Source organism: Spirosoma sp. KUDC1026 (genome assembly GCF_013375035.1).
In the GTDB taxonomy this organism is placed as follows: Bacteria; Bacteroidota; Bacteroidia; order Cytophagales; family Spirosomataceae; genus Spirosoma.
In genome coordinates, this window is the sequence record NZ_CP056032.1 from 1,682,455 (window position 1) to 1,706,246 (window position 23,792).

The 23,792-nt window shown below is 49.5% G+C and carries 20 protein-coding genes; 11 read left to right on the forward strand and 9 right to left on the reverse strand.

The genetic code is table 11. The annotated features are described in order from the left end of the window. Positions 1–81 precede the first annotated feature (81 nt). Together HU175_RS07205 and metK are read left to right on the forward strand one after the other, a co-directional pair. Positions 82–1,239 carry a lycopene cyclase family protein gene (locus HU175_RS07205; protein ID WP_176565943.1) on the forward strand — a complete coding sequence of 386 codons (1,158 nt, stop codon included), beginning with the start codon at positions 82–84 and terminating at the stop codon, positions 1,237–1,239. A gap of 133 nt (positions 1,240–1,372) precedes the next feature. Beyond that, positions 1,373–2,650, forward strand: a complete 1,278-nt coding sequence (gene metK / locus HU175_RS07210) for a methionine adenosyltransferase (RefSeq protein ID WP_176565944.1) — start codon at positions 1,373–1,375, stop codon at positions 2,648–2,650. 72 nt (positions 2,651–2,722) lie between these two features. Here the strand turns inward: metK and HU175_RS07215 are convergent, their stop codons facing one another. From HU175_RS07215 to HU175_RS07240, 6 genes are all read right to left on the reverse strand, one after another. After that, a complete protein-coding gene (locus HU175_RS07215; protein WP_176565945.1) occupies positions 2,723–3,100 on the reverse strand; it encodes an HPF/RaiA family ribosome-associated protein in 378 nt (125 codons plus the stop codon). A gap of 209 nt (positions 3,101–3,309) precedes the next feature. After that, positions 3,310–4,677, reverse strand: a complete 1,368-nt coding sequence (locus tag HU175_RS07220; protein WP_176565946.1) for a cytochrome P450 — start codon at positions 4,675–4,677, stop codon at positions 3,310–3,312. Positions 4,678–4,742: 65 nt separating this feature from the next. After that, positions 4,743–5,606 (reverse strand): SDR family oxidoreductase, encoded by an 864-nt coding sequence (locus HU175_RS07225; RefSeq protein ID WP_176565947.1) that lies wholly within the window; start codon positions 5,604–5,606, stop codon positions 4,743–4,745. A gap of 16 nt (positions 5,607–5,622) precedes the next feature. Beyond that, the gene (locus HU175_RS07230) at positions 5,623–6,477 is read right to left on the reverse strand and encodes an SDR family oxidoreductase (RefSeq protein ID WP_176565948.1); all 855 of its coding nucleotides are present in this window, start codon (positions 6,475–6,477) and stop codon (positions 5,623–5,625) included. A 96-nt stretch (positions 6,478–6,573) separates the two neighbouring features. Continuing rightward, positions 6,574–8,901 (reverse strand): hypothetical protein, encoded by a 2,328-nt coding sequence (locus HU175_RS07235; protein ID WP_176565949.1) that lies wholly within the window; start codon positions 8,899–8,901, stop codon positions 6,574–6,576. After that, positions 8,813–9,997: an ATP-binding protein gene (locus HU175_RS07240; RefSeq protein ID WP_176565950.1), complete on the reverse strand. Its 1,185-nt coding sequence runs from the start codon at positions 9,995–9,997 to the stop codon at positions 8,813–8,815. The genes HU175_RS07235 and HU175_RS07240 overlap by 89 nt, the downstream gene beginning before the upstream one ends. A gap of 146 nt (positions 9,998–10,143) precedes the next feature. Here HU175_RS07240 and HU175_RS07245 point away from each other — a divergent pair, with 146 nt between their 5' ends. Further along, positions 10,144–11,871 (forward strand): GMC oxidoreductase, encoded by a 1,728-nt coding sequence (locus tag HU175_RS07245; protein ID WP_176565951.1) that lies wholly within the window; start codon positions 10,144–10,146, stop codon positions 11,869–11,871. A 1-nt stretch (position 11,872) separates the two neighbouring features. Beyond that, a complete protein-coding gene (locus HU175_RS07250; RefSeq protein ID WP_176565952.1) occupies positions 11,873–12,331 on the forward strand; it encodes a 3-oxoacyl-ACP synthase in 459 nt (152 codons plus the stop codon). Here HU175_RS07250 and HU175_RS07255 read toward each other — a convergent pair whose 3' ends face one another. After that, positions 12,332–13,963 carry an amidohydrolase gene (locus HU175_RS07255; protein WP_176565953.1) on the reverse strand — a complete coding sequence of 544 codons (1,632 nt, stop codon included), beginning with the start codon at positions 13,961–13,963 and terminating at the stop codon, positions 12,332–12,334. A 106-nt stretch (positions 13,964–14,069) separates the two neighbouring features. On the opposite strand from HU175_RS07255, the gene HU175_RS07260 reads away from it, so the two are divergent. Together HU175_RS07260 and HU175_RS07265 are read left to right on the forward strand one after the other, a co-directional pair. After that, complete coding sequence (locus tag HU175_RS07260) at positions 14,070–15,461, forward strand: TolC family protein (RefSeq protein WP_176565954.1); 1,392 nt, start codon at positions 14,070–14,072, stop codon at positions 15,459–15,461. Positions 15,462–15,490: 29 nt separating this feature from the next. Continuing rightward, positions 15,491–16,186, forward strand: a complete 696-nt coding sequence (locus HU175_RS07265; protein ID WP_176565955.1) for a DUF421 domain-containing protein — start codon at positions 15,491–15,493, stop codon at positions 16,184–16,186. A 3-nt stretch (positions 16,187–16,189) separates the two neighbouring features. On the opposite strand, the gene HU175_RS07270 is transcribed toward HU175_RS07265, so the two are convergent. Together HU175_RS07270 and HU175_RS07275 are read right to left on the reverse strand one after the other, a co-directional pair. Beyond that, complete coding sequence (locus HU175_RS07270) at positions 16,190–17,287, reverse strand: DNA topoisomerase IB (RefSeq protein WP_176565956.1); 1,098 nt, start codon at positions 17,285–17,287, stop codon at positions 16,190–16,192. 72 nt (positions 17,288–17,359) lie between these two features. After that, positions 17,360–17,938 (reverse strand): DUF6962 family protein, encoded by a 579-nt coding sequence (locus HU175_RS07275; RefSeq protein ID WP_176565957.1) that lies wholly within the window; start codon positions 17,936–17,938, stop codon positions 17,360–17,362. Between the two features lie 162 nt (positions 17,939–18,100). Here HU175_RS07275 and sucD point away from each other — a divergent pair, with 162 nt between their 5' ends. The 5 genes from sucD (at position 18,101) to HU175_RS07300 (ending at position 23,752) form a co-directional block, all read left to right on the forward strand. Further along, positions 18,101–18,979, forward strand: coding sequence for a succinate--CoA ligase subunit alpha (sucD, locus tag HU175_RS07280; protein WP_176565958.1), 879 nt, complete (start codon positions 18,101–18,103; stop codon positions 18,977–18,979). An 84-nt stretch (positions 18,980–19,063) separates the two neighbouring features. After that, on the forward strand, positions 19,064–20,293 hold the full coding sequence (locus HU175_RS07285) for a DUF4271 domain-containing protein (RefSeq protein ID WP_228724354.1): 1,230 nt from the start codon (positions 19,064–19,066) through the stop codon (positions 20,291–20,293). A gap of 113 nt (positions 20,294–20,406) precedes the next feature. After that, a complete protein-coding gene (locus tag HU175_RS07290; RefSeq protein ID WP_176565960.1) occupies positions 20,407–21,192 on the forward strand; it encodes a uroporphyrinogen-III synthase in 786 nt (261 codons plus the stop codon). A gap of 193 nt (positions 21,193–21,385) precedes the next feature. Continuing rightward, a complete protein-coding gene (locus tag HU175_RS07295; RefSeq protein ID WP_176565961.1) occupies positions 21,386–22,360 on the forward strand; it encodes a type IX secretion system membrane protein PorP/SprF in 975 nt (324 codons plus the stop codon). A gap of 258 nt (positions 22,361–22,618) precedes the next feature. Continuing rightward, positions 22,619–23,752, forward strand: a complete 1,134-nt coding sequence (locus HU175_RS07300; RefSeq protein WP_176565962.1) for an SUMF1/EgtB/PvdO family nonheme iron enzyme — start codon at positions 22,619–22,621, stop codon at positions 23,750–23,752. Positions 23,753–23,792: the final 40 nt, after the last annotated feature.

Here is a 23,792-nt window from a genome sequence, read left to right on the forward strand (position 1 = left end):
CAGAATTTGCAAACAAACTGACAGCATTATTTCTTAACCTAGGAAAGTCCGGACGAGTCGCCCGGACTTTTTTATTGACGAATGAAACGATACGACTTCATTATTGCGGGCGGGGGCATGGCGGGACTAAGTCTGGCGTATTACCTGACGCAATCCTCACTACGCCATAAATCGGTGCTGATTCTGGATCGGGAGCCCAAAAATCGCAACGATCGGACCTGGTGTTTCTGGGAACATCGTGATGCCGCCGGGCCCTTTGAGTCGATCATTTTCCGCCAGTGGGAAACCGTTACGTTTCACGGTACTACCTATGCCGGACCATTAGGCATGGGAGCGTATCAATACAAGATGTTACGGGGTATTGATTTTTACCGCTTTGTGCTGGACGAACTGGCAAAATGGCCAACCATTGAGCGAAAACAGGTAACGATCGAGCAGATCAGTGACACGCCAACGGGTGGACAAGTTAAGGCAGACGGGGTAATATACGAAGCGGATTATGTGTTCGACAGTACGTTTCAGTTGTCGCTGGATGATCGGAAGAACCATAATTTACTTCAGCATTTTAAAGGGTGGATTATCGAGGCCGAAAAGCCCTGTTTCGATCCTGACAAAGCCGAAATTATGGACTTTCGAATCGAACAGCACGGTGACTGCCGGTTCGTGTACGTTCTACCATTTGACGAAAAAACGGCGCTGATCGAATTTACGCTCTTCAACGAGCAACTGCTGGCAGATGACCAGTACGATCGTGTCCTTCGCCACTACGTCGATCAGTACCTGGAAACGGGCGGGTACATCATCCGAGAAACGGAGTTTGGCATCATCCCTATGTCGGACGTCAGGACAGAAGAAAAGCCAGCCAAGCACATTGTCCGGATCGGTACGTCGGGGGGAGCTACGAAAGCATCAACGGGCTATACCTTTCAGCGAACCCAGCGTTATCTGCGCGAGATGGTCCAGAACATGGCCCAGTCGGGAACACCCTTCCGCCAGACGGGCTGGTTCGATCATCGGTTCAAACTGTATGATAGTATCTTCCTGAACGTACTGGAACAGCATCGCCACCCGGCCGATGATGTGTTCACCCGTGTCTACGTCAAGAATCCCGAGCGAGTGTTCCGGTTTCTGGATGAGGATACCCATTTTCTCGATGAGCTGAAGCTCTTTACAACCATGCCCTGGTGGCCATTTACGTCCGCTTTTTTCGCTGTTATGCGCCGTAAATGGTTTGGATAACAGAAACAGGCGCTGACTTGGGAATCAAGGGAGTAGTCGCAACCTAACTTAACGGTTTTGTCTCTTGACCTCTGCTCGGAAAACTGTAGCTTTGCGATTCTCAAAGTATAGAATATAAGTATACGATCGCGTAATGCCATATCTTTTCACCTCTGAGTCCGTTTCTGAAGGACACCCTGATAAAGTCGCCGATCAGATCTCCGACGCCTTAATTGATAATTTCCTGGCTTTCGATCCATCCAGTAAAGTTGCCTGTGAAACCCTGGTAACGACCGGACAGGTTGTGCTGGCTGGTGAGATCAAGACCGATACGTACCTGGATGTACAGAAGATCACGCGTGACGTCATCCGGAAGATTGGTTACACGAAAAGTGAATACATGTTCGAAGCCAACTCCTGCGGTATCTTCTCAGCACTGCACGATCAGTCGGCCGACATCAACCAGGGTGTTGACCGGAAGGTTGACAATGAAGACTTTGAGGCTAAAGCCGAAGCACAGGGCGCTGGTGACCAGGGGATGATGTTTGGCTACGCGACCAACGAAACCGACAACTACATGCCGTTGCCGCTGGATCTGGCTCACGCCATCCTGCGCGAACTGTCCTATATCCGTAATAACGAAAGTGACCTGATTCCCTATCTGCGGCCCGACGCTAAATCGCAGGTAACGATTGAATACTCTGACGATCATCAGCCAATTCGCATCGATACCATCGTGGTATCGACGCAGCACGACGATTTCGCCGATGACGAAACGATGCTGGCGAAGATCAAGGAAGACATTATCAACATTGTAGTTCCACGGGTTAAGGCAGCTCAGAAAGCAGAACTGCATAGCCTATTCACTGACGATATTACGTACTACATCAACCCAACGGGTAAGTTCGTTATTGGCGGGCCACACGGCGATACAGGTCTGACGGGGCGGAAAATTATTGTTGATACGTACGGCGGTAAGGGTGCCCACGGCGGTGGTGCTTTCTCGGGCAAAGATCCTTCGAAAGTAGACCGGTCGGCGGCCTACGCGACGCGCCACATTGCGAAAAACCTGGTAGCAGCTGGTCTGTGCGACCAGGCACTGGTGCAGATTTCGTATGCCATTGGCGTTGCCAAGCCCTGCGGTCTGTATGTCAATACGTATGGCACATCGAAAGTAGATATGCACGATGGTGCCATCGCGGAAAGAGTGTCGGAGATTTTCGACATGCGTCCCTATGCCATCGAACAACGCCTGAAACTGCGTAATCCGATTTACTCGGAAACGGCTGCCTACGGACACATGGGTCGGAAGAATGAAGTCGTTAAGAAAACCTTCGGCTCGAACGGCAACGTAAAGGAAGTTGAAGTTGAACTGTTTACCTGGGAGAAGCTGGATTTCGTTGATCAGATCAAATCGGCGTTCAGCCTGTAGTGCCAAGGCATATGAAAAACGCGAAAGCCATTCCCAGAGGAATGGCTTTCGCGTTTTTGACTAAATCAGGATTTATAACTCATCTTCCAGTACTTCGTCCTCTTCGTCCACGCGAGTTTTGGCTTGGGAGATAGTTGGACTGGATATATCATTACGTTTTTGTTTGATCCGGACAAGCTTGTCTTTCAATACGTCCATGACTTTGTCAATGGCGCATTCGAAGCTTTTGTCGTCATGTTCTTTAACGAACAACTCCTTCCCTGGAATCGTGACGCGAACTTCAACAATCTTCTCTTTAACCTTGTTGGAATCAGCTCCGTCAAGCCTGAGAAACACTTCTCCGCCAATGATGCGGTCGTGAAAAGTGTCCAACTTGTTCAGTTTTGCCTGGATAAAATCTAACAGGCTCTGGTCGGCCGTGAATCGCACGGCATTAATTTGTAATCTCATTGTGTCGCCTTTTAAGTGAAATGAAACAGAACATCAATGGATTGACTAAGTTTGGTAACATAGACCAAAAAGTCAATACAGGCTACGAAAGATACAACCTTGTTTCACGGGTCACTGTTTTCAAAAGGTGATGGGGACACAACGAGAGCGATTTGCAGAAAAGCGTGGAACGGCCACCTGCATAACTTCTTCGTAAAATCTAATTGAAGTTAATTACCCTCGAGAAAGAGTTGAATTGGCCGTTTGGAGCGCAACGTAATAAGGGGGCGGGTCCCAACAGACGTCGTTGACGCTGGGCGAACACTAAAGCGCGATAACAACGTCGCCAGGATAGCATGCATTTCCATTAATGCGAACTGATTACCGATGCAAAGTCGGGGACCTGCTCCGAAGGGTAGAAAGGCGTACGGATGTTTATCTTTGCTCCAGTCGCCCGCAAATCGGTCCGGGTTGAACTGTTCGGGGTTCGGCCAACTAGCCGGATCATGGTGCAATACATAAGGACAGAGTAATACTCCCTGATCGCTATTCAACCGGTGGTCCCCCAGTTGGTCAGGACCAAACGAGAGCCGACTCATGATCCAGGCTGGTGGATAAAGCCGTAGAGATTCGTTGATAATCTGCGATAGATAAGGAAGTGACCGTAGATCGTCGGGAGAGGGACGATCTCGTCCGTCCAGTACCTGCTTGATTTCGACCTTTGCTTTGGTTAGTATGTCGGGGTGAAGAGACAATAAATGTAGCGTCCACGCCAGTGAGGTCGCTGTGGTTTCATAGCCTGCGACAAACAGCGTTACCATCTCGTCCCGAAGCTGCTTATTGGACATGCCTTCGCCGGTTTCTTCATCCGTTGCTCGCAGGTACATATCCAGCAGGTCGTCGTGATTTGCTCCTGTTTGGCGTCGCTCATCAACAATGCCGTAAATAAGTGAATCGACAGTTTGGTATGCTTTGTCAAAAGCCTGGTTATCGGGCGAAGGAATCCACTTTGGCAGTTTAAACGGATTCAGAACGCGCCGGTTCGCGATAAAATTCAGGTTGTTGAGCGCCGTTGAAATCTGATCCAGCTCGGGACCAAGCCCGGCACCAAATAACGTTTTCGTGACGATACGTAAGGTCGCATCGGTGGTTGCTGCGGAGATGTTAACCGGTTTTGTCCGGTCCAGTTTCGCTAGTCGATCAACCCAGGTAACGGCCTCGTCGATCATGGTATTGGCCAGCAGAGCCAGCTTCTGCCGGTGAAAAGCCGGTTGTGCCAGACGCCGTTGCCGACGCCAGAAATCGCCCTCACTCGTTAGTAAGCCTTCTCCCAGAAAGGCACGAAGGATGGCAAATGATTTTCCACGACCGTAGTTCCGGTTATTCTCCTGCAGCACCTGCTTCGTTTCTTCTGGTTTAAGCATCAGGTGCGTTACGCGACCACCTACATTAATCTGTACAATACGTTCATCGCTGTACTGGTGAAGTAACCGGCGCATAAACGCCAGCGGATCACGAAGGTATTCCAGAGAGTTACCGACCAGGGGCAGGCCGGGATGAACGGGAATGGGGCGGGTAACTGGGCTGACTGTATTCATAAAAAAAACCGTTCCAGATGTTGGGCTGGAACGGCAATAAATATACTAAGAACGTAGCAGGAAGCCTACGAATTGACTACTTCGCCCCCGTTCACGTGGATGACCTGCCCGGTGAAATAAGACGCATCTTCCGACGCCAGAAAAACGTAAGCGGGCGCAAGTTCTGCTGGTTGGCCAGGCCGCTTCATGGGTACGTCAGAACCAAACTTCTCCACCTCCTCGGGCGTTTTTGTCGCTACGATTAACGGCGTCCAGATGGGGCCAGGAGCGACAGCATTTACCCGAATCTGACGGTCGACCAGATTTTGCGACAGTGACCGCGTAAAGGCGGTAACGGCTCCTTTCGTGGAGGCATAGTCGATCAGGGCTTTGCTGCCCCGGTATGAAACCACCGACGTAGTGTTGATAATACAGTCGTAGGCCTGCATGTGTGGCAGCAGGTTTTTCGTCAGGCGGAACATCGCCAGGATGTTCAGTTCGAAGGTTTGACGCATCTGCTCGTCGGGCATATCGGTAAATTCCTTCTGCTCAACGTGGTTGGCCGCGTTATTGACCAATACGTTAACGTGGTTGTACGTACTGATAATTTTGCCAACGGCTTCCCGAATAAATGAAATACTTTTCAGATCACCGGGTATAAGCAGGCACCGGCGTCCTTCGACTTCGACCAGCGATTTAGTTTTTTGCGCATCCTCTTCCTCGCGGGGATGGTAAATAATAGCCAGATCGGCACCCTCGCGGGCGAAGTGAACGGAGACTGCCCGGCCAATGCCCGAATCACCGCCGGTAATGACGGCGATCTTATCTTTCAATTTATCGGCTCCCTGGTAGTTATCTCGAATATAAATCGGCTGCGGGTCCATTTCATACTCAAGCCCGGGCTGTGCGTTCTGATGCTGGGGCTTGGTTTCTAGTTCCATTTGATCCATAACGGTTGAGTCTTTTTTAAGCGTTGACGATGGTACCGCCGTTCGGGTGTAAAACCTGGCCGGTGATGTATGAGGCATCCTCCGACGCCAGAAAAACGTAAGCAGGAGCCACCTCACTGGGCTGACCGGGGCGTTTCATCGGTACGTCCTGCCCAAACTGGGCGACTTCTTCGGCACTCACCGATGCTGGGTTTAGTGGGGTCCAGATGGGGCCAGGGGCTACGGCATTCACACGAATTCCTTTCTCAATCAAATTGGTCGAGAGAGCCCGTGTGAAAGTCATGATAGCGCCTTTTGTCGAGGAGTATTCAAGCAAATCAGCGCGACCCTGGTATGCCGTAATCGACGTTGTATTGATAATACTGTCGCCTTCGTGCAGGTGTGGAATGGCCGCCTTCGTTACTCGAAAGAAGGAATAAATATTCGTCTCGTAGGTTGCCAGCAGCGCTTCGTCGGGAATAGATTCAAGCGTCTTGTGCTGCAATTGAAGACCGGCGTTGTTGACAACGATATTCAGCTTGCCATACTCCTGAACCGTATCATCAACGATTTGCTGGCAGTACGTTTCCTGACGAATATCGCCTGGGAGCAGTAAGCACCGACGTCCTTCGGCTTCGACCAATTCTTTTGTCTTCTGTGCGTCAACCTCTTCGCGGTCGGTATACGAAATGGCTACATCGGCTCCTTCGCGCGCAAAATGAACGGCTACTGATCGGCCAATGCCACTATCGCCACCGGTGATCAAGGCGACCTTGTCTTTCAATTTGTTCGCTCCTTTGTACAGATACCGAATCACTTTCGGTTGTGGGTCCAGCTCGGCTTCAATGCCTGGCTGAAGATCCTGATGCTGGGGCGGAATCTTGGTTTCCATAATGTTGCTCTTGATTGTAACTGCTGTAATAAGCCGAAAACAAAGGCGGTTGTTTGGAGAAATCTAGTAAGATAGTGGGTTTGTGAGGAAGTGATATTATGCGTAGTCAATAGCCATTTGCGCTACTTCAGCCAAAACGTCATCGACTGTTTCTTTAAGCTCCGGCCCCATACGTAAGTACTCCGTTGGGTACTCATCTTTTAAGAAATACAACGTAGCGTAGTAAAGAGGTTTAAATCTATCTTTCAATTGCCATTCCTCCTGCTGAAAATAGTTGTAAGCAGTATGATATTGTTTTTTTGCGAGGAGGAAATATAAAAATATCGTTGTTACATCAACACCGTTGTCATCTTTAGGGGAAAATGTTGTCAAAGTGGATTCATTTAGAGGAATTAAGTTGTCTCCCATGAAGATATTATTCCACATTTGTATGATTTTTTTTGATAATAACGCTTTTATAGAAAAAGATTCTGAGTTTTCAATTTGATCAACAATGTTATTTGAAATTTGCAAACAAAATTCCTTTCTATTGTTATCTATAGCTACAAAATACCTCAATAGAACCTCACTCAATAAGTCACTGTTAAAATTTTTAGATGGAAATATGACCTTTGCAGTATCAATATCAAGAGTGTTTTCGGACAAATACTTAGGATTAGGTACGATGAGAATGAGAGATATCCCCCTAAATATAAGCAATGGTACAAGTATCTTTATTTTAGTTATTTTTGAACTGTCTACATTGGCTGTTCCTGGCTTCAAGTATTCTCTATAGTCAAATTTATGGCTAATAAATAATTCAACTAGTGCTTCTTTGGCTTTACTAAAATTATTCAAGCTAATATAGCATGAGATAATATCCAGTATTACTCTTGTACTACGCTTGTTAAAACCTTCTAGTAAAGAAATAGCTCGATCGTATTCCTTATTCTTGATTAAATCATCTACATCTCCATATTTAGAGGATATATCTTTCAATAAATCTTTTCTATCTAGTTGAGTTAGTAGTACTACTGTTTTTCTTTTTAATAAGTCTTCTATCTCTTCATCCTTTAATAGTCCAGCAAACGCAGTTGTTAGATATAGTGCTGCTTCAGGATCTATCTTGCCTATCTCCATTGCTTTCAAGTGTCCATCAATCCGTTCTTGCATCCATTCGTTGTCACCATCAAACATCGTTTCAAAGAAGCGGATCAACCACAAAACTCGCTGATCGGTACGGCGGCCGAAACGCATTAAGTACCAGATGTTGAAAAAGCGTTCCTCAAGCCGGTAAAGGTGGTTCTTAGTGTTTGTTTCTATTTTCTCAACTAAGCCGTTATTAATCAACTGCTTTAGTTGGGCTGATACGACTTTACTTTCCAGACGTACCACTTGGGCAATCTCTTTAGCGCTAGCTGCGTCCCAGGATTGGGCAAGTGCGGCTACAATTTTCTGCTGTTGAGCCGGTAGGTCATCAAGTCGGTGTTTATAGAGGGGGGTAACGCGATCGAGCAAAACATTGAGGTCCCGAAAAACGGAGCCTGAATCATTCTCGACCAAAATCTCGAACAAGAGTACCATCGTGCGAATTACTCCGCCTGTTAATCGCCGGATAGCTTCGATTCGGCCCGGTTGCCGCTCAATCAGCTCTCTGACGGCGTCGGTATGGTATGTCTCTCCCAGGTTTAAAAAAAGTTCAGTAGCTTCTTCTCGTGAAAGGCCGTTTAGATGAATAATTTTAAAAAATTCGTAGAAAGGCTTGGTGTAATCATGCACTTGCTCAATGACAACCGATGTGGCACCAATGAGCCGTAATTCGGGCGTTGTGAGTAGAATTTCTCGTAAACGTTTACCCTCTTGATCATCCAGCTTTTTCAGTACGTCGCCGATATTGTCAATCAATAATAATAATTTTTTGCCCTTTTGTTGGAGACTATTGATGAGCGTCTGGAAAGCTATCTGTTCGTAATCGTCTTCTCCGTATTGCTTCGTTATAGCCTCATATAGATCAGCGAATGTTGCGTCTGTTTCTCCAAGATATTGCGCTGTTCGTTCCCATACATCGGAAAGTGTGCCGATACCATATTCCTCCTCATTGAATATGATAGGGATAAGCCGTTGACGTAGTTCGGGGGTATTATCGATTTCGTAGGCTATACGTAACAGCAACGTCGTTTTGCCCATACCTCGGATACCCTGAATCAGATAATGCTGTTCAGGCTTGATCATCGGGGCGTCGCGTATGTCGCGGAAAATCCGTTCAAATTTTTGCTTACGTGCAATAAATCCGGCAATCAGCGCTTCCTTGCTCTGATTCTGTGGATTGTAAATGGTAGCTATGAGGGGTTGAGTATTAGCAGACATATTTTTTCCACCAGGTTTTGAGTATGGATGAGTTGAAGCGGTAGGCGGTGTTATCGGCTGTTTGATGTAAGTAACCATCGTATTCCAATGACTCGACGATGGCTTTGTACCTATCGGTAATCTCGTGTTTGACGGCTAAGTCATGCACAACAGCTTTTTCCAAGGGTTCATCAGCTGTAGACCGATTCAGTATGTCGTGTACAAATTGATATTCCGCTCCAGGCTCAAGTCGTTTTTTCAGACGTTCGTAGTACTGCTCGAAGTATATTTTATTACGCTGATGAAACACCTGTTCATAGGCTTTATTTGCTTTGGCTTGATCAATTGGATTGCCCGAACTTTCGAAAACATCAATGACTTCCTGCACGAGTAACTGAACATGGAAAGGCATCAGCCAATCAATTTTCTGGATGATAAAAAGAATTGTTTCGTCATCAATGTCGATTCCTTCCTGTTTAATGAGTTGCCGGAAGAGTTGACAAGCTTCATCAACAGTCAGGGCTGGAATGTCTATATACTGTAATTGATTGACAAGATCGCTAGCGTCGAGTTTCTTTACCAGCGGTTGCAAACCAATTGAACCGGTCAGCAAGAACTGCACTTTGCCAGTCAGCTTTCGATTGTGGGTTAATTCCCGAAATAGTTGTAGAAAGCGTCTGGCTTCTTGGTTGCCGTGTTTATGTAGGATGTTATCGACCGTCTCTGTGAATTCATCGACCATGATGATCAGTCTGTCACCGTTGAGATCAATCTCTTCCAGCAGCTTCTCAAAATCAGTCTGAAAGTTGATAGGCTCGCCTTTGTCCAATGAAATTTCCAGGAAAGGAACAGAGACTTTCAAGTTGATACGTTGGAGCAATCCACCGGCCACTTTTTTTAGCGTGTCCGATACTTTCGACATAGTACGGAAAGCCGGACTGTCAATCACTTGCTTGGCTAGCTCTTTGTAAAAGCCATCGACTGAGTCAATCGATTGAGTAATTGCGTAGACGAATTGCTGATTATCTTCCGGATTTTCCTGAAGATGGTTCATAATCGATGTTTTCCCCACTCGTCTAGGCGCAGACAGGTATATCCAGTTGCCAGCGCGTATCGAGCGACGTATTTTGCGTACTATCTGGGGACGTTCAAAGAAATCGTTTCCCGAAACTGCCTGACCAATGATGTTTCTCATGTGACAACAGAATTTTTGTTAAATATAATAACAATAAAAGTATTGCTAAGTTTTTTAGCAATACTTTTATTGTTAAACATGTGAACGCGTCAAGAGTGATAATAGCGTTAAATTCGCCTTTATTACTTCGTGCAAATAGATTGGGTATGAACATCAACGGCGACGCGGCTAAACAGAATACCTACGATGCTATCGTGATCGGCTCGGGGATCAGTGGAGGTTGGGCGGCAAAGGAGCTCTGCGAAAAAGGGATACGGACGCTGGTGCTCGAACGGGGCCGCGACGTTAAACACATTGTCGATTACCCGACGGCTACGTTAAATCCGTGGGAGTTTCAGCACCGGAACAAATTGCCCGATACATTTCGGAAGGAAAATCCCGTCGCGACCAAGTGTTACGCCTTGGACGAAGCAACGCAGCAGTTTTTCGTGAAAGATGCCCAGCATCCGTACGTGCAGGAAAAACCGTTCGACTGGATTCGGGGCTATCAGGTTGGTGGAAAGTCATTGCTCTGGGCAAGGCAAACCCAGCGCTGGAGCCGATTTGATTTCGAAGCCAACGCCCGCGATGGCGCAGCTGTCGACTGGCCCATCCGCTACGAAGACATCGCCCCCTGGTATAGCCACGTTGAGAAATTTGTGGGTATCAGCGGCAACAAGGATGGGTTAGAAACCTTGCCCGACGGCGAGTTTTTGAAGCCCTGGGAGCTGAACTGCGTGGAGAAACACATTCAGAAACGTGTGGCTGAATCATACAAAGACCGGCACGTTATTATTGGCCGGTGCGCTCACCTGACCGAACCTCAACAGATTCATTACGATCAGGGCCGGGCGGCCTGTCAGGCGCGGCACTTATGCTATCGGGGCTGTCCGTACGGCGGCTATTTTAGTAGTAACTCATCCACCATTCCCTGGGCTGCCAAAACGGGTAAACTAACGTTACGTCCGGACTCGGTCGTCCACTCGATTATTTACGATGAGGCAAAAGGTAAAGCGACGGGCGTTCGGGTAATCGACACGCATACAAAGCAAATGACCGACTACTTCGCCCGGATTATTTTCGTTAATGCTGCCTGCCTGAACACGAATCTGGTGCTGCTCAACTCAACATCGCGTCGTTTCCCGAACGGACTAGGTAATGATAACGGTTTGCTGGGTCGTTACGTCGCGTTTCATAACTACCGGGGTAATATTTCGGCGTCGTACGAAGGATTTGCAGACGGCTACTACTACGGCCGTCGCCCGACGACGGCCTTTATGCCCAACTTTCGGAACGTCAACAAGCAGGAAACGAGCGGCCCGGCGTCCCGGTTTCAGCGGGGCTACATGGTCGCGTTCAGCGCGAGTCGGGCGGGGTGGCAGCGGGGGGCGGGGCAGGAAGGCTTTGGCGCTGATTTCAAAGACAAGCTGAGTGATCCCGGCAATTGGAGCGTTTTTATGATGATGCAGGCGGAGACCGTTCCGCGTTATGAAAACCACGTTCGACTCAGTACCGATCAGAAAGACCCCTGGGGTATCCCCCAGCTCGTTACGTCTATTGGGTACACCGACAACGATCTGAAAATAATGAACGACTTTCTGGAGCAGGGGGCCGAGATGCTAGACAAAGCGGGGTGCAAAAACATCAATCCCTACGACGATCACCGCAATCCGGGACTGGATATTCACGAAGTGGGTGGGGTTCGGATGGGACGAGATCCAAAAACGTCTTTGCTTAACGCCCATAATCAATTACATGCCGTCAAGAATGTATTCGTTACGGATGGTGCCGCTATGACCTCGACCGGCACCCAGAATCCGTCTATCACCTTTATGGCACTAACGGCGCGAGCGGCAAATTATGCCGTTTCTGAAATGAAGAAAGGAAATTTATAGCGTGACAGAGTTACAGATTAAAGAAAGCTTGTTTGACCGTTGTCAAAACTACGTTCAGCAACGTATCGATACTGCTCAACAGGCCATGCAGGCCGCCCAGGAGTCCGCCAATATGGAAGAGAAAAGTAGCGCGGGGGACAAATACGAAACTGGCCGGGCAATGGCTCAATTGGAACGGGATCGCCACGCCCAGCTTCTCGCCGAAGCGCTCAAATTGAGTCAGGATTTGGCAAAAATTAACGTAGAGAAGACGTACGAAACAGTGCAGCCCGGCAGTCTGGTCACAACAGATCGGGGCACTTTTTTCATCAGTACCAGCGTCGGTAAACTGACGCTCGATGGAATCGATTATTTCGCTATTTCATCAGTTGCCCCAATCGGATTGGCACTAGCCGGAAAACGGGCTGGTGAATCTGCCACGTTCAACCGAATGACCTACCAGGTGCAGAACGTTTCGTGATTAAAATACTCGCTCACCGCCAATCCAGGTCTGTCGAACCTTCGTATCCCGGAGCTGCTCGTTGGGTACGGTCATAATGTCCCGGTCGAGGATAACAAAGTCGGCCTGTTTGCCCGGCGCAATGCAGCCACGCAGATGATCTTCAAAGTTGGCGTAAGCAGCCCAGCGCGTCATGGCCAGCAAAGCTGATTTGCGATCAACGGCGTTTTCGGGCTGAAAGCCTCCTTTGGGGAAATTTTTGCTGTCCTGCCGGGCTACAGCCGCGTGAAAGCCGAACAAGGGGTTGACGTACTCTACGGGAAAATCGCTGCCAAAAGCAATTAGGCCGTTTTGTTTCATCAGATCCTTGAAAGCATAAGCGCCTTTTACGCGGACAGGTCCAAGCCGGTCGGCAGCCCAGTACATATCCGACGTAGCGTGAGTGGGTTGCACCGAAGGGATGATTGAGTAGCGGCCAAACTTCCAGAAATCAGCTGTTGAAACAACCTGCGCGTGCTCAATCCGCCAGCGCCGGTTGTTTTTGGATTTTAGCAGTTTGCCATAAATATCCAGCATGAGATGATTCGCCGAATCACCGATGCAGTGCGTATTTGCCTGAAAACCTGACTTGTACAACAACGTAGATACGCGGTTCAGCTCGTCGGGGCTGAGCAAAAGAAAACCACCTGTTTCAGGACGGTCGCTGTACGGCTTGCGCAGGCAGGCACCCCGAGAGCCCAGTGCTCCGTCGGCGTAGAGCTTGAACGAACGCACTGTCAGCCGGTCAGTTTGAAAAGGACCTCGTTTGAGAAAGTAGTTCAGGTTAGGTTCGCCGAGGCTAACCATTGCGTAGTCCCGAATCTTCAGTTTCCCGCTTTGGTGTAAGCTGTCAATCAGATTGATCTCGTCGGGGCTGATGCCCGCGTCCGAAACACTGGTTAGGCCAAGCGCCACGCAGGCTTTTTCGGCGTTCTGCAGCATCCGGGCTTTGTCGGCGTTATCCGGACGGGGAAGTACTCGTTTGACCAACTGCATGGCATTGTCCACTAAAACGCCAGTCGGCTGCCCCCCCGAAAGAACGACTTCGCCACCGGCCAGTTTTGATCCGGCTGTTACCTGCGCCAACCGTAAGGCTTTTGAGTTAACCAACAGCGCATGACCGTCAATACGTGTCAGCGCTACCGGAGTGTTTGGGAAAGCCGCATCCAGTTTTTCTTTGGTCGGGAATTGCTTGTCGGTCCAGTCGTTCTGGTCCCACCCGCGACCAATGACCCAGAGCGCATCGGGATGTTTCTGAGCAAACTGCTTGAGTCGATTAATGATCTCGTCGTACGACCCAGTTCCGACCAGATCGGCCTGATCGAGCATCTGACCCAGTCCCAAAAAATGCGAATGGGGGTCGAAGAAGCCGGGGTAGACAGGTTGCCCGTTCAGGTCGGCTGTCGAGTCCGCTTCGTAGGTTTTTAGCAGCTCATCAGCCGGGCCAACGGCCAGAAATTTGCCGTCTTTTACCATAAAAGCATCGGCCATTGAAAAGCTTGAATCTGCCGTGTACACGCGTGCGTTGGTGACGAGCAGGTCAACTTTTTCTTTTTGGGTGCAGCCGCCCAGCATGGCTAAACAGGCGGTCAGCAGGTGAAAATACCGCTTCATAGCAGAAAGTTTGGCGATTATACGAATAAAGCCAAACTTAACCCGGCAATGGGTAAATCATAGTTTCTCGTATTTTTGCTAACCCTTCGTGGTCAACCCTGAACCAATGAGACATTTTTGCTGGCTTATTCTGGCTTTTTCTTCTTTTTCAACCTTTGCTCAACAAGCCCCTAATGCCGTTCAACGCGCTCAACAACGCGCCTTTACGCTGGCTACGCTGCCGCAGCCAGGTGAGTTGTTAACCTTGCCACAGGCTATTTCGCAGGCCGTAGAAAAAAACTACCAGATAAAAATTAACCAGTCGCAGGAGCAGATTGCCCGCAATAACTACACAAGAGGGAACGCGGGCTATTTACCAACGGTAACGGCCAACGGAACGACGACTGGGAACCTGCAGAATTTTCGGCAAACCTACTTGGATGGTCTGCGCCCTCCACAGGAAGCCAAAGGCGTCTTCAACCGAACGACCAATCTAGGAGCCTCGATCAACTACGTCGTTTATAACGGCTACACCCGCTCGGCCTTGTACTTACAACTGCAGCAATTGGTCAAGATCAGTTCGAGCAACACCCGCGCCAATATTGAAGCTACGGTAGCGAACGTAGCGACCAGTTATTACGACGTAATCCGGCAGTTGCAGCGACTGATTGCCTTCAGTCAGGCGCTCGACGTATCACGGGAGCGGCTCGAACTTGCCAGGGCCAATTACGAGGTAGGAACCCGGTCGAAAGTGGACTTCCTGAGCGCTCAGGTTGATTACAATACCGACAGTGCTGCCTTACTGTCGCAGGAACAATTACTCCGAAATGCAAAAATCCAACTCAATACGTTCCTGATCCGGGATGCGGCCACGGAGTTTGCCATTCGTGATACCATTCTTGTACGAGCGAATCTACAGATGGCTCCTTTACAGGAGTCATTAGCCGCAAATAACCCGCTGTTGTCAGCAGCGGTACTCAACCGTACCCTGGCTGATGCGTCTGTACGGGTCGCGTCGGCGGCTCAGTTGCCACTGGTTACGGCTAACGCCGGCTATAACTATCAGTTAATCGATAACCAGGGCGGTTTCGGTATTCGTACCGGCCGGGCGGGTGGACTGACCTATAACATAGCGGCTTCGATACCTATCTTCAACGGCTATAACCTGCGTCGTCAGATTCAAAATGCGCGGGTTAATACCATCATCGCTAAAGATCAGGAGAACGATCAGCGGCTTCAGCTGGAACTGGCTCTGACGCAAACGTATCAGAGCTACCAGAATAGCCTGAAGTTGCTCAATCTGGAAGTACTGAACAATCAACTGGCCGTTCAGAACGTTGATATCGCGTATGACCGCTACCGGATCGGGAATTCAACATTTGTGGAGTTTCGCGACGTACAACGTAACGCCATCAACGCACAAACCCGCCTGATTGATGCTGAGTTTAACGCCAAGGCGGCAGAAATTGAACTGTTTCGACTCAGTAGTACCATTACGCAGGAACTGGGTAATGGATAGATGCTGCCGATAAATTTACGCTAGCCGCTATGCCTGCCCCATCCGTTGATCCCTTCGATTGGGAACGAATTCTGATCGATCAGTTCCCCTGGTTGTATCTGGGTGAGGTAGCCCTCCGCACGCTCTGCATGTTCATTATCCTGCTGACGGCGCTGACTGTGTCGGGTAAGCGGGAAGTGCGCCAACTCTCAATCTATGAACTGGTACTGGTAATCGGACTGGGCTCGGCCGCTGGCGATCCAATGTTCTACGATGACGTGCCGATCAGTTCTGCGGTAGTTGTGTTTATCGTCATGATGGTTTGTTACAAGCTGGCAACGCGCATTAGTGACCATAATGAATCTATCCGTAAAAAAATAGAAGGCAAGGCGGTCTACGTGGTGGAGCAGGGGCGTATTCTGATCCGCAACTTTAGTAACGAGGACTTGAGCCAGGAGGAATTGTTCTCCGATCTGCGCGTAGCAGGTATTGAACAACTGGGTCAGGTGCGAATTGCTATCCTGGAAGCGAACGGGCAGCTGAGTGTTTTTCAGTTCGGGGCAGACGATGCAAAACCAGGGTTGTCAATTCTGCCACGGGAACTGAGCAAAAAAGCAATAAACATCGACGAAGCCGGCAATTATGCGTGTTGTACCTGCGGTAGCGTACAGCCATTCACTCATCCCGTTCCCGAACCAGTCTGCGACAACTGCCTTCAGAAAGGGTGGATCAAGGCCGTGTCCTAGCGATCAGGCAACCGCTTTCCTGGCCGCCGGGTTCTTGATAACCTGCTTAACCTGGTCATTTAAAAATTTCAGCAGCAATTTTTCAACGCCATCCAGCCCGTGTGGGCTCGTCTGCCGGAAGCGGTTTTGATGGTTGATGTAAGCGTTGAGGTCTTCGCATTCGTAGGACTCCAGCACCTGCGGGTGGACGTAGTGTTTTCGGCAGACGGTCCGGGTGTTACCCAGTTGGTGCGATACTTCGTCCAGCACCGTATTGACGTTCTTTTTTCGCTCCTTTTCCGAATCGCAGGGGCCCAACTCAATGAGTAATCGCAAAGCATTGACCGTACCGGCCCAGGTTCGAAAATCTTTGGCCGAAAAATCATCCCCCATTGTTTCATGCAAATAGTCGTTTACCATGCTCGAATCGATGGCATGGCGGTTGCCGCTGTCGTCGTAGTACTGAAACAGCTCTTTCCCTGGAATATCGCGGCAGGCTTTAACCAGTCTGGACAGTCGTCGGTCCTGCAGCGTAATGTCGTGATAAATGCCTTTTTTCCCTTTGAAACTGAACCGAACAGTACTGCCCTGCGCTTTGACATGCCGGTTTTTGAGCGTCGTTAGACCGTACGAACCGTACTCTTTCTCGTAAGCCGCATTTCCCACGCGAATAAGCGTCTGCTCCATCACGCTCAGCGCCAGCGCAGTTACCTTCTGCTGAGTCAGCTCGCGTCCGTTGAGGTCTTTATGAAGCCGGGCGCGCAGTTTGGGCAGCGCCTTGCCAAAAGCAGCCATCCGGAAGAATTTAGTTTCGCTGCGGAGTTTGTTCCAGTTCGCGTGATAACGGTACTGCTTTCTGTTTTTGGTGTCGACTCCCGTTGCCTGTAAATGCCCGTTTGGCCTGGCACTGATCCAGACGTTTTCCCAGGCGGGTGGGAGAGCCATGCTGTGGATGCGGGTCAGCGTCGTTTCGTCGTCGATGCGATCGCCTTTTTCATCGACGTAACTGAACGTATCACCCGTGCGCTTCCGATGGATGCCGGGCATAGTGTCGTTCGTATAAATGAGTCGGGCTGCCCGGGCGGCTTTGACCGGGTCGTGGGCCAGTTCCAGTAAATTCACGTTCGTTAAGCGTTGAGTGAGTGAGTAACCGGAATGGAAGGCGATAAGTTATCACCAGCCCACCGTAATGCGTTATCGGCGCTGGGCAGCCTTGCCAAAGAACCACAGCGCCAGCGCGTTGGCATAGTGGTAAAAATCCGTCGGGTGCATAATGCCGTCAAAAGCCCGCGCCTTGGTCGCCAGCCCCATCATCATAGCAGCTAAAACAACCCAAAGCCCCCGTTTATTACGTTGCAGCAGCGAAAATACGGCCAGCAGCATCAGCACCAGAATACCCATTGAGGGTACGATAGGCGTGAAGACACGAACTTCCGGCAACATCAGGCTGATGAACAGAAACAGGCCAAAAATGACCGCGGTTACAAACGTAAAAAGAGATAATGTACGCTGATTCAGCAGGGCATATACGGCCGTTACAACGCAGACGACCCCCAGGCTGTCGGATAGAACCATCATGGACTGGTGCAGCGGTTCCAGCGACTCATTACCGGCATAGTGCACAACACCAATAAGCGCCACCAGCGAGTTTGTGAGCAGAAAAAATCCCCAGAGGAGTTGATTGAATAAGGAAATACGGCCGAAAAAATGCCAGAATACACCAATTCCGGCCCCGGCTAAAATTGAGCCAGATAGAATGTGTGAAAAAATCATCACGTAATTTACGAAGATTCGGCTACTTTTGCCCAACTTATTAAGCGTATCAGTCAGCTGAATGGCCGAAAATTGCTGTTTTTTTATTTCGCAAAAACGGCCTGAATCGGCTCAGTTGGCTGCTCGTGTAATTATCAAATTGCCAACGATTTACAAACTGACATGTCTGTTTTAGTTAACAAAGACTCCAAAGTTATCGTCCAGGGCTTTACCGGCTCGGAGGGCAGTTTTCACGCCCAGCAAATGATCGAATACGGCACCAACGTTGTCGGCGGAGTAACGCCCGGCAAAGGTGGTCAGATGCACCTCGACCGGCCGGTGTTCAACACCGTTCAGGAAGCTGTCGATAAGGCAGGTGCTAACGTATCCATCATTTTTGTACCACCGGCTTTTGCTGCCGACGCCATCATGGAATCTGCTGATGCAGGCATTGGCGTGATTATCTGTATTACCGAAGGTATTCCGACGGAAGATATGGTTGCCGTTAAAAATTACATTGCCGACAAAGACGTCCGCCTGATCGGACCAAACTGCCCTGGCGTAATGACGGCCGAAGAATGTAAAGTAGGTATCATGCCTGGTTTCATCTTCAAAAAAGGTACCATTGGTATTGTTTCCAAATCCGGCACCCTGACGTACGAAGCGGTTGATCAGCTAAGTAAGGCTGGGCTGGGTCAGAGCACCGCTATCGGTATCGGTGGTGACCCAATCATTGGCACCACTACGAAACAGGCGGTTGAACTTCTGATGAACGATCCGGATACTGAAGCAATCGTCATGATCGGTGAAATCGGTGGCGGTATGGAAGCCGAAGCCGCTCGCTGGATCAAAGCCGACGGTAACCGGAAGCCCGTTGTTGGGTTTATCGCTGGTCAGACCGCGCCAAAAGGCCGTCGGATGGGCCACGCGGGTGCTATCGTGGGTGGTGCCGACGATACCGCTGCGGCTAAAATGGCTATCATGCGTGAGTGTGGTATTCACGTTGTTGAATCGCCAGCGCTGATCGGTGATACCATGCTGAAAGCACTGGGGAAAAATTAAAGAGCGAAAGAGCGAATGAGTGAAAGAGCGTTGCTGAGACGAAGAGCCGGAATAGATGTAGTAAATGACGTAACGTCAACGCTATTGCAACGGGTTGTTCGCTCATCAGTACCACTCTTTCGCTCTTTCATTCTTTCGCTCTTTCTTTTTGTCTTTTCCGCTTCGGCCCAGCAGGAGCGAAAAACCAACGGGGTCGGTCCGGAAGGACGCTACTATCCCGTCCATAATTTTCAAGACGATTTTCTGGTCTATGACGAAGGCGCTCAGGCTTACGTGCCTTACATTGCTGAACAGCATGCCGCCGAGACGGCGCTTAGTACGTATGTCGATCTTGAAAGTAACCGGCATTACAATCTGCTGGTATCGACCAAACAGGATGGTTACCTGTTCATTAATGCCGCCCTCAAGCGGAAATTGATAGGGGGACAGTGGCAGGTGCTGAGCATTGACAGTCTCTACCAGGTCTATCGAAGTGCCAACCGACGAAAGGGGCTGGGTGTTCGTCCGGAAATTTTCCTTACCCTCTACGGAGCCGCGGGCATAAAAGACAAACAGCTGTTTGTTGCGTATTCAAAGTCTGCTTCAACGCAGAAACTCGTTGTGCTACGGGATGACAACCTGAGCGTACGGCCCCGTCCCGGCACCACGTACGAGAGTTTTCTGAGCGCTGGTCTGCTGTTTCTGCTGGCTACCCATGCCTTTCTGTACGCCTTCTCCCGGCGCGCCTTTCAGCGGTTCTACAGTCTGCGTGATTTGCTATCACTGCGAGCGCAGGAAGAATCGTTTCTCATCAATCGCCCCCTGAGCGGCACGAACATCCTGTTTACCCTGAATCTGGGTTTTGTTATTGCCTACCTGGCTTTGTTTGTCCAGCACCAGGGCATCGATTTGGTATCATCACAGCTTGTTTTACCCGGCGAACCGCGGTTCTGGTGGCTGAGCAGCGAATTTCTACTGCTGGGCGTAGGGGCCTTTCTGGTGATAATGAGTAAGTACGTAGCGCTGGAGGTTGTTGGCGGATTATATAAACTTCAGGATACAGTTGCCATTCACTTTTTCAAAATTCAGCAGTCGTCGCTGCTCTTCTTTACATTGCTGACTCTGCTGCTGGCTGTCATTGCCTATAACACGTCCGCAGCGAGCTGGTCCCAGAATGTACTGTTGTTTCCACTGATCGGCTTTTACCTGCTGCGGCTGGCTCTGTTGTATTTGGTTATCCGGACAGTGGAACCTATCAAGAATCTTTATTTATTTTCTTACCTTTGCCTCGTAGAATTGATCCCGCTTATCATTGGCCTGCGCTATGTGCTGTGATGAGTCGATTCGGTAGCCCATAAGACCTCCAGCAGCTTCCCGTCAGGATTTGTGTTGCCGTACGGTACATGCCTGCCAGTCGAAAATCGGTTCTTGAAATGAGTAGAGATTCAATGAACGAGACCAGCATGCAATCGATCGAGGATCGGCAAACGAAAGTAAGCCGGCTGTTAGTGACTCAATCCCGACCTGTCGACGAAAAATCCCCTTACTTCGATTTAGTTAGCAAGTACAATCTGCACATTGACTTCCGACCGTTTATTGAAATACAGGGCGTATCCTTCAAAGATTTCCGTAAGCAGAAAATTAACATTCTGGCGCACACGGCTATTATCTTTACTAGTCGGAATGCCATCGACCATTTCTTCCGGATTTGTCAGGAAGGTCGGATCGAGGTACCTACCGATATGAAGTACTTCTGTATCTCTGAGCAGACGGCCAACTACCTGCAGAAATACATCGTTATCCGGAAACGTAAGATTTTCAACGGCAATAAAACGGCAACCGAGCTGTTCGATCTGATCAAAAAGCACAAGACCGAGAAGTTTCTGTTTCCCTGCTCCAACATCCGGAGCAACGACATTCCGGAGTTCATGGATACCAGCAGTCTTCATCTGACGGAAGCCGTGATGTACGAAACCTTACCTACCGATCTGTCGGATCTGGATATTCAATCGTATGATATTATTGCGTTCTTCAGTCCGTCGGGCGTAACGTCGCTGTTCCATAACTTCCCGGATTATAAACAGAATGGGGCACGGATGGCTGCCTTCGGCCCAACTACGGCCAAAGCTATCACCGAAGCCGGTCTGATGCTTGATATTGAAGCACCGCTACCCAATGCTCCGTCCATGACTGGCGCGCTGGATTTATACATTAAAAAGGCCAACAACCAGTAAGTGTTGACCAGTTGGAAAGGCTGAATGCCAGGAAAGAGATTTACCCTCAATTCTGGTGTTCAGCCTTTGTTTTGGGCCAATATTTTTGCCGCTGTGCGCGTTTAATTGTAAACTGCAGCCATTCGGAAGAAGAAGCTCCATCAACGGGCACTTATTTTCCGGGGGCGATGCCTGTTTTCATTGCTTAGTCCGTATGATTCGCACATTTTACGCATTTGCTTTGGTGGTACTATTAACTGGCGTTCGAACTGCTGTAGCGCAGGTCGAGGATCCTCAGTTAAGCATGTACATGTACAATCCGGTATACTACAATCCGGCGGCTGCCGGGTCGGAAGGGGTGTCGAGGCTGCAGCTTGTGCAGCGGACTCAGTACGTTGGATACACACCTACCATAACCAGTGATGGCGGGGCACAGAGTACGCAGCTGATTTCCTTCAATATGCCCCTGGCAGGCATTAAAAGTGGTATCGGTATCTACGCCTTTAATGACCGTATCGGCCCTATAACGAACCAGACGGTTCAGGCGGCTTATGCGTACCGGCTAGCGCTTAAGAGTGGTACATTGGCGCTGGGGGTACAGGCTGGCTTCTATAGCAAAGGTTACGATTACGGGCAGCTGAGGCCCGGTGAACCAGCCGATCCACTCATCCCTACAGGACAGATCAGCCAGGCCCGACCTGATTTTGGCGCTGGAGTTTATTATAATACCACCGACTACTGGATCGGTGTCAGCATGAAGCATATCAACCAGGCGAGCTATGTATTGGGTACGGATCGTTCGGTCAATCCGCTCAGCCGAAACGCTTTCCTGACGGCTGGTTACCGACTGGGCATCGGCTATGACATCGATGTACAACCGTCGGTACTGGTACAGTACAGTACGGTAGGGGGCGTAACCAGCTCGAACGTATCGCTCAATCTGGTCGGTACGTATGCTAATCGCATCTGGGCAGGTGTTGGCTATCGGTGGCAGGATGCGCTAACGGCCACAGCCGGTATAAACCTGCTACGTGACAATTCGCTGCGGCTTGGTGGGGCCTTTGATTTCGTGATTGGCGGTACGCAGATTAAGAGCGCTACGTCGTACGAAATACTACTGGCATACGCCTTCCCGGCTCTCGATTCCCGTAAGAAGCCAATCGTGCGCACGCCACGTTTCCGTTATTAATTGCGTAGCAGGGGCAGGTTTTGCACCATATATGGCTTAATTGCTCTGTTTTGGCAATATTCTTGTTAGGCAGTGTGCTAGCAGAGTCCTATTTTTGACCAGATAAGCTGGTCAGTTAAGGTAATAAGCTAAACCAGAAACTAAGTAAAAGCCGCAATACAGTAGAAATTTTGTTTGAAGTTGCGGGAACATACAATAACCAAACAGATTTTCGTTTTTAGTCTGGTTTCGCACAAGAAGAAGGTAAAATAGCCGATAATGATGAAGTATAACTGGTTTACAATCAATGCAACCCGTGGAGTGATGGTCGCGGCAGTGGTTCTGCTAATGCAGGGGTGCGGATTTGTGAAGTCAAAATTTGGTGGTGGCGGCAAAGGTGGTGAAGTAGGCGTGACAAACGGGGAAATTACGGCTACCGGTCGTAAAGGCTGGAAACAGCCAACTCCTTACGGCATGGTACTCGTTCCTTCAGGTTCGTTCATCATGGGTCAGGCCGACGAAGATATTGCTGCTACGCAGATCAACATGAACCGGCAGGTGACGATCAGTTCATTCTACATGGACGATACGGAAATCTCGAACCACGAATACCGGCAGTACGTAAATGCACTGCTGGCGGATTCTGTTTCGACGCTGGGTGAAGAAGAAATCATGGCAAAGTATTATCCGGATACCACCGTCTGGAAAAACGACTTCACCTATCACAACGGTGACCCCATGCTGGAGCATTACTATGGGCATCCTGCTTTCGATACGTATCCGGTAGTAGGGGTGAGCTGGATTGCTGCCCGGCATTTCTGCCAATGGCGTACGAACACGCTCAACGATTACCGGACGCAGGAAGGTGGTTACCGCTCGTTTGGTTTCCGGTTGCCATCGGAAGCTGAGTGGGAATGGGCCGCTCGTGGTGGCAAGAACGGCGCAAAATATCCTTGGGGTAACCCCTACGTAGCGAACGGCAAAGGTTGCTACCTGGCTAACTTTAAACCACAGCGTGGTAACTTCGATGCCGATGGCTATCCATACACGGCACCGGGTAATGCCTACAGCCCGAACGATTACGGTCTCTACAATATGGCCGGTAACGTCGCTGAATGGTGCCGTGATGCCTATTCTGACAACGCCAACGCTATTGTCTGGGATATGAACCCCGACAACCAGAATGCCGACGAACCACGTAAAGTTGTTCGGGGTGGTTCCTGGAAAGACATTGCGTATTACCTCGAAACAGGCACGCGTTACTACGAAGACGAAAATCAGAAGCGTTCGTACATCGGTTTCCGTTGCGTAATGGATAACCTGGAAGGTCGGGCTGCTTCGGGACGTGGTGGTCGTTCGGCCAGCTCTAAGAGCAAAGGCAGTAAGAAAGCCGCCAAAGAGAAAAAAGTTTAATCTGTTACGTTAGTGATACTGGACGTTGGCCCGCCTTCGT